A 13,773-nucleotide genomic window follows, 5' to 3' on the forward strand; every position below is an offset into this window, starting at 1 on the left:
GTACAGAGCATAAAAAAAAATGTCCTGCCCATTGGCAGGACATTTTTTGTTATCCTCTATACAGTCATTGCCTCACCCAACCCTCTCCAAAGGAGAGGGCTTTAAAATACTTTTTTAAAGTCTCCCCCTTTGGGGGAGATTTAGAGGGGGCTTCTTGCTTCGTTCCTCGCAATGACGCGTTTTATTTATACTCTTTCTGTATTGCTTACTTCCGCTCTCCCAACCCCTCATAATCATCCATAGTATCAATATCAATAGCGCCTAAGGGGAAAGCCACCGGTAAAACATCATGGGAAAAAGCTTTAATTAGTTTTTTAGCACCTTCTTTACCTTGCAGCATGAGTAGCTGTGGAAAATAAGAGGCATCAAATAAAGCCGGTACGCCCAGTGTATCTTTGTAGGCGCAAGCAACAATGCCATTATTATTCTCTGCTTTTCTTTCAGTTAACTGGTATATCAGTAAAGGGTCAACAAAAGGTTGGTCGCACAACATTAAAATAGCTGCTTTTATGTTGGGTTCAAGCTTTTGCAGCTCGGTAATACCTAACCGTATGGAGGAGGCTATGCCTTCCTGCCAGTTTGGGTTATAGGTAATATGTACCTGATGGTCGGATATGTTCGGACGGATCACACCCTCGTTGGCCCCCAATACCACCACGATCTTTTCGCAACATGCTGAAGTTAAAGCGGTGTGGATGGCCCGTTGCAGTAAAGTTTGTCCCTGGTAAATAAGGTTTTGCTTGGGTGTACCCAGCCGGCTTGATGCGCCTGCCGCAAGTATGATCAATCCAGTCATATCATATTAATGCAAAGTTTGCTTAATAATATGCCCCGTATGGCGGTTATGGATCACATTTTTATGGCGTAAGGATGTACCCATCCTGTTATTTAATACTGCCTGCATTTCGGCAATGATGGATAGGGCAATTTCATCCGCATTCTCTGATCCTATATCTAACCCTGTTGGGCCGTAAACACTTGCCAATTGTTCATCTGTAATTTCCATGCCCTCATCCTTTAGTTCTTCCAGCATACGCAACAGTCGTTTTTTGGGACCCAGCGCACCCACATACAGTAATTGTAGCGGTAGTAATTGCTTTAATACGGCCATATCGTAAATATAGTTGTGGGTCATGAGTACAATTACTGTGCGGTCGTCAATTACTATTTGAGCGAGGGCGTTTTCTGGCCTGGCCATAATGATCTTTTTAGCCAGCGGAAACCTTTCGGGTATGGCATAGTTGGAGCGGCCATCAACAATATAAATATGCCAGCCCAATACGGCTGCCAGTTGCACCAGCGGTATAGCATCGTTACCGGCCCCAAATAACACCAGCGAAACCGCAGGCTGCAACAGCTCAATAAAGCAGGTAAATTTATCGCCATAGATATAGGTTTTAGTGACCGAATTGCCGTTTACTAAAACATCTTTGGCATCGGCCAGTAACATATCTTTTATGGCTTCATCAGGGAAAGTACCTTTAATATCCGCGTTTTTGGTCAGCAATAAACAGGTGCCTGGTTGTGAGGCCTGCTTATCGTTCATGGTAAACAGCGTAATAAGCACAACCGGTTCGCGCTTGCTTAAAAATAGCTTAAAAAGTTGTATAGGGTTATCCTGCCTGTCGGTCAGTATAGGTTCTATCAGTATATGGATAATGCCGTTACAACCCAAACCAACACCCAACTTGGCATCATCATCATCGGTGGTATCGTAGGTTACCAGCATAGGCTTGTTTTGGGCCATCACCAGGCGGGCTTTGCGCAGGGCATCGCCCTCCAGACAGCCACCACTTATGGCACCGGTAAGCTCTCCATCTTCGGTAATGAGCATCCGGGCACCGGCGCGGCGGTATGAAGAACCTTCTACATGCACCACGGTAGCCAATGCCGTTTGCTTTCCATTTTTATCGGCTTTGTCAAAAGCCTGCACAATATCCTGTAGTTCTTTCACAATTGGTAATTAATATTAATTCTTTTTAACGGTTTTCCAATTAGCAGGATCCCAAACATCTAAGCGGGTAACATCTTTTATGCTGCCACTATTCATAGCCATATGTCCGTTCATGCGGCTATCATAAGTGCCTTCCATAATTACGTAATGATCGCTATATTGTTTTAAAGTGCTAACCTCGGGATGTTTTGGACCCACGCTAACCCAAATAGAATTTTTATCGATAGCATGGTCATAATCTTCTTTATGAAGATATAACCCGTTGCCTTCAAATTCGAGATGTAGATAACCCATAACCCGGATCTTTTTCCCGTTGTATTTATCAGGGTTAGCTATTAAGCTGATCAATGAGACCTCTGGACTTTGATACAAAACAATACTATCGCCTTTAGCTAAAGGTTTATGTATGCTGTTTTTTGATTGTTGGTTACAGGCAATCGTTAAACATATAATTGGTAATAGCATATAGCCTGTAACTTTCATAACTCAGGTTTTTAGGTAGCGTAAATATATAAATCAAAGGTATTAATATCGATAGAATATCGGATATCACCAATTTTGTAGAACAAAAAGTACAATTAAAAAACATTACAGCCATTTGTAATATTTAACTTTACAATGCTTAATTTTCAAAGCAAACGTTGTCTTAAATAAATTTTACCTTGCTAACAGATAATCACGGCCGAACAATCAATTACCTGCGCCTCGCGGTGACAGACAGGTGCAACCTGCGCTGTTTTTATTGCATGCCCGAAGATGGTTTGAACTGGCTGTCGCGTAAGGAACTCATGAGCTATGAAGAAATGCTGCAAAGTTGTGCCTTACTGGTTAAAATGGGTATCGAAAAGATTCGTATTACCGGCGGCGAACCTTTTGTGCGTAAGGATATCATGCAGTTGCTCACCTCTTTATCGCAGTTAAATGGTTTAAAGGAATTGAGCCTAACCACAAACGGGGTTTTAACTGCGCCCTATGTGCCCGAATTGAAAAAGATTGGGGTACGGTCGGTAAACCTGAGTTTGGATACGCTAGATGCCAACCGTTTTTTTACCATAACCCGCCGCGACGAATTTGCCAATGTGATGGCTGCGTTAGAAGCTTTGCTTAAGCATGATATTGAAGTAAAAATAAATGCCGTGGTAATGGACGGCAAAAACATACAGGACATTATCCCGCTGGTTGAAATGACCAAGGATATGCCCGTGAGTGTGAGGTTTATAGAAGAAATGCCGTTTAATGGCGATGGTCATATTTACACCGGCCTGCAATGGGATTACGTGCGCATACTTGACGAAATAAAAAGTAAATATCCGCAGATAAAAAAATTAACTGATCCGTCATATTCTACATCGTATAACTATCAGATACCCGGTCATCAGGGCACTATAGGTATCATAGCAGCCTACTCCCGTACATTTTGCGGTACCTGCAACCGTATCAGGATAACCCCGCAGGGTGAGCTCAAAACCTGTTTGTATGATGATGGCGGGCTTAATATTAAGGATCTGATGCGTAACGGTGCAACTGATGACGAATTAAAGGCAGTGTTACTGAATGCATTTGGCAGCCGCGCCATAGATGGATGGGAGGCCGAGCGCAAACGGGTGATACATCCCGGTATTCACGAATCTATGGCCACTATAGGCGGTTGAACAGTATAAAAAAGTATCAAGTAGTTAGTATCAAGTATCGATATTTTTGATATTCTCATAAAATAAATGCAGCTGTTCTGATACTTGATACTCGCTACTTAAAAAACTGATATATATGATATGACAACTGTTGAACAAGCCGAAAAACTGATACTGGCACAATTAAAAGATTACGGTACCGAAAGCCTGCCATTTGAACAGACCCTGGGCAAGGTACTGGCCGAAGCTATAAAAGCCGACCGTGACCTGCCCCCATTTAACCGGGTAACCATGGATGGCATAGCCATTAACTACCAGGCCATCGAAAACGGTATCCATACATTTCATATTAAAGCTACCCAGGCCGCGGGCGATGAACCTGCAACAATTAATGAACTGGATGAATGCATCGAGATCATGACAGGCGCTGTAATGCCGGCATCGGTTAATACGGTGATCCGTTATGAAGATGTAGAGATACGGACCGGCCTGGCCAGTGTGCTTACACGAGATATAAAAAAGGGGCAAAACCTGCACCTGCAAGGCTCTGATAAAAAGCAAAACGATACTTTGGCGGCGGCAGGCCGAATGATTACACCGGCTATTATCAGCCTGGCTGCATCGGTTGGTAAAACTCACCTGCTGGTAAAAAGAATGCCTCGTGTGGTCATCATATCATCGGGCGATGAACTGGTTGATGTACATCAAACGCCATCACCTTATCAGATCAGGAAATCAAATAACTATACAATAAAGGCAGTTTTACAGCAACACGCGCTGCAGCCCGATATGGTACATATCCCTGACGATCCTGATGTTACACGACAGCAAATACAGCGATGCCTGCAAAATTATGATGTACTGCTGCTTAGTGGCGGTATATCTATGGGTAAGTTTGACTATATACCCCAGGCGCTCCAGGACTCGCAGGTTGAAAAGATTTTTCACAAAGTGGCGCAACGTCCCGGTAAACCTTTTTGGTTTGGCGGGCATCACAACGGGGCTGTTATTTTTGCTTTCCCGGGTAACCCTGTGGCTACATTCATGTGCCTGCACAAGTACTTTTTACGCTGGCTAAAGGCAACCTTAAGCTTTGCAGAACAATTGCCCGTGTACGCGGTTTTAGATAAAGATTTTACTTTTCAACCGGCTTTGCAATATTTTTTGCAGGTGAAACTGCACAGCAACCCACAAGGGCAGCTCATGGCATCGCCAATTGAAGGAAATGGTTCAGGCGATTTTGCTAACTTAGCAGATACAGATGCTTTTTTAGAATTACCCCTGGAAAGGAGCGATTTTAAAGCAGGAGATGTGTTTAAAGTGTTGAGGTTCGATTAAATTTGTCTGAACCAGGATTTATGGGATTTAGGGATTAACAGGATTTTTTATTGATGGGATCATGGAAATCTCAAAATCAGGCTAATCAAGGTTCAGAAAGCAAAATCCCAAAAATCTAATAAATCTGTTTAATCCAGGTTCAGACAAAAACGTTAGACAAAAAGAAAACAAATAATGTTAACCCATATAGATAAACAAGGCAATCCGGCAATGGTTGATGTGACCGAAAAACAGGTTACCCACCGCACTGCCACGGCGCGCAGTGTTGTTGTTTTGCCTGATGAGGTGCTGCAACACCTGGTTGACGGTGATTTGATGAGCAAAAAAGGCCCGGTGTTTCAAACGGCTATCATTGCGGGTATTATGGCGGCCAAAAAAACCGGCGACCTGATACCGCTTTGCCATCCTTTGGGTATGGATAACTGCAGCATAACCATTCAGGTTAATGAGCAGCAGGAAATAGTAATTGATTGTACAGCAAGTATTACCGCTAAAACCGGTATCGAAATGGAGGCGTTGGTAGGAGCATCTATCGCGGCGCTTACTGTTTATGATATGTGCAAGGCCATGAGCCATGATATTGTGATAAAAGAAACCAAACTGATAGCAAAAACAGGAGGTAAACGTGACTTTAAACGAGCATAAAAAACACGCTAAACTGGCAAGGCCGGCATCAGGCAACTTCGGCCGCAATGAGTGGGCCATTGTGGGTGGGCCGTGCACGGTTATAAAATTGCTGGCCGATGATGTTATCCGGGCGTTATCGCCAACCTATAAATGCGCTTACGCCGATACATCACACAATGACGATATTACGCTGGTCCCCGGCAGGCTCACTAATGGGGCCATGCTTGACTATACCGACCAGATAAATTATCAACAGTACAATTTTCAAAACCCGGTGATGCCTTATCAGCTTAAACAGCAATTTGCCAACGCCGATCTGGTACTGGTAAACGGTAATCACCAGCAGGCCAAAGCGCAGATAGTCATTATCGATATTAACAAAAGGGCGTCCCTGCAAAAAAGGCTTGAACAATTAACCAACGTGCAACTGTTTTTATTAGCCGACAACAGCGACGAGGTTTTTGATTTTGTACAGGAAGCCATGCCGCACTGGCAGGGTATACCGGTTTACAGGCTATCAGACAGGGAAAGGATCATCGCTTTTTTTGAAACCAATTTGAAGCTGGCCAGGCCCGTACTCAACGGTTTGGTGCTTGCCGGTGGCAAAAGCCAGCGGATGGGTTTTGATAAAGGACAAGTTAACTGGCACGGTAAGCCGCAAAGATACTACATGGCCGATATGCTGAAGCCTTTTTGTAACGAGGTATTCATATCCTGCAGGCCCGGTCAGCATGGTGAGGTTGATGCACAATACCCTGTTTTGGTTGATACATTTACGGGTCTGGGGCCATTTGGGGCAATCTTGTCGGCCTTTCGCGAAAGACCAGATAACGCCTGGCTGGTAATAGCCTGCGATTTGCCATTGATGGATGAGGCCACCCTGCGAAATCTGGTTGCCTGGCGAGACAGTTCATTAATCGCCACAGCCTACCATAGTCCGGTAACTGAATTCCCTGAACCATTGATCGCTATATGGGAACCTAAAAGCTACCCCATATTGTTGTCGTTTTTGGCGCAGGGGTATTCGTGTCCGCGTAAAGTATTGATCAATACCGAGATCAACCTGTTAAATGCACCAGATCCGATGGCGTTGACCAATGTGAATACACCCGAGGATATGGAAAAAGTAAAAAGAGTTCTCCATCAAAAAACCGCTGCTAACTGATAATCATGGATATTTCAAAATATAGCTGCCAAATAGCCCTGCCCGGTTTTAGCGAAGAAGCACAACAGCTTTTGCAGCAGGCCCGGGTACTGATTGTTGGTGCAGGCGGACTGGGTTGCCCGGCCGGTCAGTATTTAACGTCGAGCGGTATTGGTACTTTGGGCATTGCCGATTATGATGTGGTATCCATGAGTAATTTGCACCGGCAAATATTGTATTCGCCAGCTGATATAGGCCAAAGTAAGGTTGACATAGCCTGTGAGCGTTTGCAAAAGCAAAATCCGGATGTTAAACTGGTACCACATTCCGAAAAGATCACGTCAGGTAATGTATTAAGCATTATTGAGCAATATGATATTGTGGTTGATGGTACCGATAATTTTGAAACCAGGTATTTATTGAATGATGCTTGCGTAATGACGGGCAAACCGCTGGTTTATGGCGCTATTTACCAGTTTGAGGGGCAGGTTGCAGTATGGAATATAGTTTATGATGAAAATTCCAGATCGCCCAATTACCGTGATCTTTTTCCGCAGGTTGATGCTACCCAGATTCCAAACTGTACCGAGGGTGGGGTGATCCCTACGCTGGCGGGTATCATAGGTTGTATGCAGGCAAACGAAGTAATAAAATACATCACCAAAACCGGCGAATTGCTGGTAGGGAAAGTATTGATTTTTGACGCGCAAAGCATGCAGACCCGTATCATCAAAATTGGCAATACTTCAAAAACGCCGGTCAGAGGTCTTTCTGCAACGGTAAATAGCCCTACCATATCAGTAACTGAACTAAAAAAATGTATAGAAGAGGACCTTATTGAACTGGTAGATGTACGTACCGAACAGGAGCGCGAAGCCGTTGACATCGGCGGCATCCACATCCCTTTAGACGAATTGGAAGGCTACATGGCCTACTTTACCGATCCCAAACCCAAAGTACTTTACTGTGCAACAGGCAAACGAAGCGAAGAAGCCGTAAAACTCATCCTGAAAGAAATTCCCGACGCCAAAGTATTCTCCTTAGCAGGCGGCTTGAAGGCCTACCTGGAAGATCAATAATAATTCGGATTTGGGATGTTCGATTTCGGATTTGCAATATCGGACTTGTCATCCTGAACTTGTTTCAGGATCTCTCAGGACGAGTGAACCGCCCTATTATATACTTGACTCGTGGGATGCCGAAACAAGTTCGGCATGACGGTTCTTTTTTGAATACCAATTTGTTATACTGAACGAAGTGACTTTTGTTTAATATTTTCAGTTGTCATTTCGACCGTAGGGAGAAATCTTGTACGGTCAGTATATCCCGTGTAAAAGATCCCTCCTCGTACCTCGTTCGGGATGACAAATGACTATTTTAGAATTTAGCTTTTAGAGTTTAGAATTTATAAAATCCCTACGGATGTGCTGCCACCCAAATATCGCCATCCTCAAAAGCTTCCTTTTTCCAGATGGGCACGGTTTGTTTCAGGGTATCTATAATGTAGCGGCAGGCGTCAAAAGCGGCGTCGCGGTGAGCAGCGGATACGGCTATGATCACCGGTACTTCGCCAACCTGTAATGCACCCGTACGGTGATGGATCAACACTCTTTGCACCGGCCATTTATCAAAAGCCTGCTGTACTATCTTCTCCATTTCGCTGATGGCCATAGGTTCGTAAGCTTCAAAATCGAGTTTTAAAACCGCTTTGCCTTTGGTGGCGTTGCGTACCGTGCCAATAAATACATCAATCCCTCCTGATTCGGGCGACATGACCCAATCAATACAGGATTGTATGTTCAGGGTTTCGGCAGAAAGTAGTATTTGTGTATTGGTCATGTGATATTTTGATTAAGGATGAAAAGATAAAGGATCAAGGACTCCTTTGTCTTTCTATCTTTTATCTATTTGTCCTTGTTCTAATAATCTTTGCTCCAATGATCCTTGTTCCAATAATCCTTACTCCAAAAATCATCCTCCGCTTACCGGCGGAATAATGGCAATTTCATCCCGTTCATGTATAGTATCACCGGGCAGGGCATACTCATTATTAACCGCAACCATGTACGATGCCAGTTGTTTCAGGCGCGGATATTGCTGCTCCAGCAGGTATTTTAAATTGTAAATAGTGGCATCGTTTGTTAATTCAAGGCTAACCAGCGAACTCCCAAATATCTCCTTTGCCACACCAAATGCCAGCACGTTAATCTTCATATCTCAAAATTAGGGCAAAATAGGATATAAAGCGCAGGAAAAGTAAATTATTTGGATGATATTAAAAGTGCATGGTCGCTTGGTTCCGGCTCCAAAAGAAAGCTTGGGGTCAGTGATTCCTTCCCTTGGGAAGGAGGAGGTAGGGGTTTATGCGCTATAAAGGTATTTCAATCGCGTGTAGAAACCCCTCCCTGCCGCTTCACATCCCAACACACCCCTCCCGTGGGGAGGGAATTAAAAGATCTTCCGAACATCTGTGGGCTGAGGCTGAGCGACGGCTGGTTAACGTAGAGACGCATCACATGCGTCTCTAACAGGTGGGAGACATTGGTGATGTGTCTCTACAAAATCCAATATCCCCCTTTTTTCAGGAGGCCAGGATTAAACAAATCAACACCCTAAATTGTATATTTACATATGGCCATTAATTCCACATATAGTACCCGGGTTATAAAAATAAATGCCAGCGCCGGCGAGACAACTACCGACGCTGTTGCCATTGAAGAGCCACTGGAGATCAGGTTGGAGCACGGGCCGGAGGGGCAAAGACAGGTGCAAAATATATCAGTTACCATGCGTACCCCTGGCCATGATGCCGAACTGGCAACCGGTTTTTTATTTACCGAGGGCATCATCAAAAAAACCGAAGATATTGCCAAAACGGAACATTGTTTTATTGCCTGCGCCGAAAATAAAGAGAATGTGATACAGGTAAGTTTAAGTCCTGATACGTTGCCCCACCTGCAAAATACGGCGCGTAATTTTTATACCACGTCAAGCTGCGGGGTTTGYGGCAAGGGCTCTATTGATGCTATCCGCACGGTGAGCAGTTTTGCCGGGCAGCAGGCAGATCAGGATACGGTACAAACAGCTGTTTTATACCAACTACCTGTTATATTGCGCAAGCACCAGCGGGTGTTTGCAGATACGGGTGGTTTACATGCATCGGCCCTGTTTACCACTATGGGCGAACTTTTATTGCTGCGCGAGGATGTTGGCAGGCATAACGCGCTCGATAAACTCATCGGCGCTGCGCTTACTTATAACTGGTTGCCCCTGCACCAAACGGTTTTGTTGCTAAGCGGCAGGGCAAGTTTTGAGCTGGTACAAAAGGCGGTTATGGCAGGCATTAATATCATCGCGGCAGTGGGAGCGCCATCAAGCCTGGCCGTTCAGTTAGCCGAAGAATTTAATATTACCCTGATAGGTTTTTTACGCGACGAGCGTTTTAATATATATACCGCGGCACACCGCGTATTGATACCAGGTGATGAAACCATCGTTGATGATAACTTCATCGCCATTAAAAACGAATAAAGCTGATGAAAATACGTATTAAAGGCAATTCATTAAGATACAGGCTTACCCGTACCGATACAGCCATGCTGGCCGAAGAGGGACATTTGCAGGAAGAAGTTGATTTTGGCAGTCAGCAGCTTTTTTATGCCCTGCGGGTGATAGATGAGGAGCAACTCTCAGCAACTTATAAAGATAATACGATTACCATGTATGTGCCTAAAAGACTGATAGTGGAATTTGCGGATACCAATAAGGTAGGTTTTGAAGGTACGCATGGCAGCTTGCACCTGCTGGTTGAAAAAGATTTTACCTGTTTGGATAACGTGACCGAAGACCAGAGCGATAATTACCCCAACCCATTAGCGGCAAAAAAGAAATGAGCAAGGAGATAGACGAACAGCCGGCAGCAGAAAACCCCGAAGAACTGCTTGACCTTAAATTAGATGATCAAAAAGAATGGGCCGCAGGCATACCAGCGGTAACGGCGGCCATGGTTGATATTTTACACGAGGCTGGTTTTGTGCGTGGTATGGAAGGCTTGTTTAAAATGAACAAGAAAGGCGGCTTTGATTGTTCGGGCTGTGCCTGGCCTGATCCGGACGATGACCGTTCGCCCATTGCCGAATATTGTGAGAATGGGGCAAAGGCCCTGGCCGAAGAAGCCACTACTAAAAAGCTCACAGCCGAATTTTTCGCCCAAAACTCCGTGATTGATCTGGCCAAATTAAATGACTATGAGATAGGCAAAAAGGGCCGTATAGCCCAACCGGTTTATCTGCCAAAAGGCGCAACACATTACCAGCCCATTAGTTGGGATGATGCTTTTAAAAAGATTGGGGATAAACTGAATAGCCTGGCCTCGCCAAATGAGGCGGCTTTTTATACCTCCGGGCGTACCAGTAACGAAGCGTCCTTTATGTATCAGCTGTTTATACGCGAATATGGTACCAATAACCTGCCTGATTGCTCAAACATGTGTCATGAATCAACCAGTGTTGCTTTGGCCGATTCCATTGGCATAGGCAAGGGTACCGTTACCCTGAATGATTTTTATGATACTGAAGTCATCATCGTCATAGGGCAAAACCCGGGCACCAACCACCCGCGGATGCTTACCGCATTGCAAAAGGCAAAGGAAAAAGGATCAAAGATCATTGCCATAAATCCACTGCATGAGGCCGGACTGATGGGTTTTAAAAATCCGCAAACAGTTAAAGGCTTGCTGGGCATCACTACGCACCTGGCCGATCTGTACCTGCAGGTAAAAATTAACGGCGATATGGCGCTGTTAAAAGCCATTGAAAAGTTATTGTATAAAGCCGAGCTGGAAAACCCCGGCAAAGTTTTCGATCATGAGTTTATAAAGAATAGCAGTGAAGGTTATGTGGCGTTCCTGAACCATTTAAACCAGTATGATATTGATCACCTGGCGCAGGAAGCAGGCGTGCCGCTGGCACAAATTGAGCAGGTTGCTGATATGCTAAAAGATAAAACCAGGATCATCATTTGCTGGGCTATGGGTGTTACGCAACACAAAAACGGGGTAGATACAGTGAAAGAGATCGTTAACTTAACCATATTGAAAGGTAGTATTGGTAAGCCGGGCGCAGGTTTATGCCCGGTACGCGGGCATAGCAATGTACAGGGCAACCGTACCATGATGATCTACGATAAGCCCTATCCCAAACAGATGGATAGACTGAAGGAGGTTTTTGGGTTTGAGCCACCGCGCGATCATGGGTATGACGTAGTAGAATCAATACAGGCCATGCATGAGGGTAAATTGAAAGTGTTTTTCGCGATGGGAGGTAATTTCCTTTCGGCTACGCCGGATACTACCTATACTGCCCAAGCGCTTCGCAAGCTCGAAATGTCGGTTCATGTATCAACCAAGCTTAACCGTAGTCATTTGGTGCATGGCGAGGAGGCGCTGATATTGCCAACCCTGTCACGCAGCGATAAAGATGTAGTGAATGGCGAAGCACAATTCATCAGCTGTGAAAATTCGATGGGAGTTATCCAGCTGTCAAAAGGCATGCTGGAACCCATCTCAAAGGATATGATGAGCGAAAACCAGATCGTATGCCGCCTGGCTAAAGCTACTTTGGGCAGCCGTTCGGTAGTCGACTGGGATAAATATGAAAAAAGCTACGACGCTGTGCGCGATGTAATTGCCAAAGTGATACCCGGTTTTGAAGGTTATAATCAGAAGGTACGTACCCCCGCAGGCTTTTACCTGCCTAACGCCCCACGAACAGGCAAGTTTGAGAGTGCAAAGCATGGCAGCAGGATCTTATTCAACCTGGCCGGTTTGCCGAAACATGAAATGGCTGCGGATGAATACCGCATGACCACTATCCGTAGTCACGATCAGTTTAATACCACCATATATGGTTTAGATGATCGCTACCGTGGTATCCATAATGAACGCCGGGTAATATTCATGAACGAGCAGGATATGCAAAAGGCCGGATTTAAATCGGGCGAGCAGGTAGATCTGTATAATAACTTCGGTGGCATTGAACGCGCGGCTCATCTGTTTGTAGTAGTACCTTACAGCATTCCTCAGGGCTGCACCGCTACCTATTACCCCGAAGCCAATGTTTTGATCCCCATAGACAGCGTAGCCAAGCAAAGTAATACGCCTACATCAAAGCTGGTGTTTATTAAGATTAAAAAGCATAAGGCTGGGTAAGTATAAAAGTGTTTATTGAGGCATAGGCTTCTTCGATATATAAATTAAAGCTGGTGTGGTTACCGGGCAACAATCAAATGTGTCGGTATTCTCGTTATAAGTGCCACCGGAAGCGGTTACATACAAACGACTTTCTTTATCAAGATATAAGTTTTCGAGCCGGCGCTTGAATGGGAAGCTGATGATATTTCCGTTTTTCAATATATCAGTAGGGTGATGGATATATATGTCAGGGCCCGGAATGGATGTAGTATTAAATTTCAACTTGTAAGTTGCCTTATTTATTGGTGATTGAACAATGCCTATCAGTTGGCTTATATTAGTTGCATTTCTGTTATTATAAGTGTACCAGGTTTTTCCGAAATTAAGTGTATAGTACTGGGCTGATATAGCTTTGTAAATACCATCAGCTTGAATGTCATTAAAATGCATTAAAGCCATAACAGTGTCGCCACTCATATATAAGCCTTCTACACTGGTGTCAAAAGTCTTTGATTCTTGCCAGGTTTTTCCCCTATCGGCAGTGAAATAAGCTTTGGTCCAGGTGGCTACCAGTAAAGTATCATCAATATCACCGGCTACAGCGTAGGCCTCACGGGCATTAGGTATTTCCAGTTTTATCCAATCATCCTCCTTATTAGTAGTTGATGAATTGTTATCCTTTTTGCAGGATGCAATAATAAAAGAAATAATAACAGCGATAAGGAGTATTCTTTTCATAACCAGAAAAACCATGTCAATAATACAATATTATTGACATGGTTTGCAGTATGTTATTTAATTTAATGAAACCTTAATAAAAAATACTTACTGCGCCAGCCTCAAACGCCATGAAGTACGGATCCGCCCGGCCTTTCTTAAATTGGTAAAC

14 protein-coding genes are annotated in these 13,773 nt (G+C 44.3%); 8 read left to right on the forward strand and 6 right to left on the reverse strand.

What is annotated here, in order from left to right; translation table 11 throughout:
- Positions 1-205: 205 nt before the first annotated feature.
- The 3 genes from AC1DRQ_RS25385 to AC1DRQ_RS25395 are packed head-to-tail and all read right to left on the reverse strand — an operon-like array spanning position 206 to position 2,437.
- Complete coding sequence (locus AC1DRQ_RS25385) at positions 206-796, reverse strand: nucleotidyltransferase family protein (RefSeq protein WP_477428001.1); 591 nt, start codon at positions 794-796, stop codon at positions 206-208.
- Positions 797-802: 6 nt separating this feature from the next.
- The gene (locus AC1DRQ_RS25390) at positions 803-1,954 is read right to left on the reverse strand and encodes an XdhC family protein (protein WP_477428003.1); all 1,152 of its coding nucleotides are present in this window, start codon (positions 1,952-1,954) and stop codon (positions 803-805) included.
- Positions 1,955-1,969: 15 nt separating this feature from the next.
- Positions 1,970-2,437 carry a hypothetical protein gene (locus AC1DRQ_RS25395; protein ID WP_477428004.1) on the reverse strand — a complete coding sequence of 156 codons (468 nt, stop codon included), beginning with the start codon at positions 2,435-2,437 and terminating at the stop codon, positions 1,970-1,972.
- 179 nt (positions 2,438-2,616) lie between these two features.
- On the opposite strand from AC1DRQ_RS25395, the gene moaA reads away from it, so the two are divergent.
- From moaA to moeB, 5 genes are all read left to right on the forward strand, one after another.
- On the forward strand, positions 2,617-3,606 hold the full coding sequence (gene moaA / locus AC1DRQ_RS25400; protein WP_477428006.1) for a GTP 3',8-cyclase MoaA: 990 nt from the start codon (positions 2,617-2,619) through the stop codon (positions 3,604-3,606).
- Between the two features lie 120 nt (positions 3,607-3,726).
- Positions 3,727-4,923 (forward strand): molybdopterin molybdotransferase MoeA, encoded by a 1,197-nt coding sequence (locus AC1DRQ_RS25405; protein ID WP_477428008.1) that lies wholly within the window; start codon positions 3,727-3,729, stop codon positions 4,921-4,923.
- Positions 4,924-5,097: 174 nt separating this feature from the next.
- Positions 5,098-5,568: a cyclic pyranopterin monophosphate synthase MoaC gene (gene moaC, locus AC1DRQ_RS25410; protein WP_429397549.1), complete on the forward strand. Its 471-nt coding sequence runs from the start codon at positions 5,098-5,100 to the stop codon at positions 5,566-5,568.
- Complete coding sequence (locus tag AC1DRQ_RS25415) at positions 5,549-6,715, forward strand: NTP transferase domain-containing protein (RefSeq protein ID WP_477428011.1); 1,167 nt, start codon at positions 5,549-5,551, stop codon at positions 6,713-6,715. The genes moaC and AC1DRQ_RS25415 overlap by 20 nt, the downstream gene beginning before the upstream one ends.
- A gap of 5 nt (positions 6,716-6,720) precedes the next feature.
- Positions 6,721-7,773 (forward strand): molybdopterin-synthase adenylyltransferase MoeB, encoded by a 1,053-nt coding sequence (gene moeB / locus AC1DRQ_RS25420; protein WP_477428013.1) that lies wholly within the window; start codon positions 6,721-6,723, stop codon positions 7,771-7,773.
- 337 nt (positions 7,774-8,110) lie between these two features.
- Here moeB and AC1DRQ_RS25425 read toward each other — a convergent pair whose 3' ends face one another.
- Complete coding sequence (locus tag AC1DRQ_RS25425) at positions 8,111-8,533, reverse strand: molybdenum cofactor biosynthesis protein MoaE (RefSeq protein WP_477428015.1); 423 nt, start codon at positions 8,531-8,533, stop codon at positions 8,111-8,113.
- Positions 8,534-8,665: 132 nt separating this feature from the next.
- Positions 8,666-8,908 (reverse strand): MoaD/ThiS family protein, encoded by a 243-nt coding sequence (locus tag AC1DRQ_RS25430; RefSeq protein ID WP_090464779.1) that lies wholly within the window; start codon positions 8,906-8,908, stop codon positions 8,666-8,668.
- Between the two features lie 417 nt (positions 8,909-9,325).
- Between AC1DRQ_RS25430 and fdhD the strand changes: the two genes are divergently transcribed.
- Genes fdhD through AC1DRQ_RS25445 form a run of 3 tightly spaced genes read left to right on the forward strand, consistent with a single transcriptional unit; the run spans position 9,326 to position 12,902 of the window.
- Positions 9,326-10,225: a formate dehydrogenase accessory sulfurtransferase FdhD gene (fdhD, locus tag AC1DRQ_RS25435; protein WP_477428018.1), complete on the forward strand. Its 900-nt coding sequence runs from the start codon at positions 9,326-9,328 to the stop codon at positions 10,223-10,225.
- A 5-nt stretch (positions 10,226-10,230) separates the two neighbouring features.
- Complete coding sequence (locus AC1DRQ_RS25440) at positions 10,231-10,587, forward strand: DUF7009 family protein (protein ID WP_477428020.1); 357 nt, start codon at positions 10,231-10,233, stop codon at positions 10,585-10,587.
- Positions 10,584-12,902 carry an FdhF/YdeP family oxidoreductase gene (locus AC1DRQ_RS25445; RefSeq protein ID WP_477428022.1) on the forward strand — a complete coding sequence of 773 codons (2,319 nt, stop codon included), beginning with the start codon at positions 10,584-10,586 and terminating at the stop codon, positions 12,900-12,902. The genes AC1DRQ_RS25440 and AC1DRQ_RS25445 overlap by 4 nt, the downstream gene beginning before the upstream one ends.
- 12 nt (positions 12,903-12,914) lie before the next feature.
- Here AC1DRQ_RS25445 and AC1DRQ_RS25450 read toward each other — a convergent pair whose 3' ends face one another.
- Positions 12,915-13,622 carry a hypothetical protein gene (locus AC1DRQ_RS25450; RefSeq protein WP_429397535.1) on the reverse strand — a complete coding sequence of 236 codons (708 nt, stop codon included), beginning with the start codon at positions 13,620-13,622 and terminating at the stop codon, positions 12,915-12,917.
- Positions 13,623-13,773: the final 151 nt, after the last annotated feature.

The organism is Mucilaginibacter sp. P4_E8 (assembly GCF_056401495.1).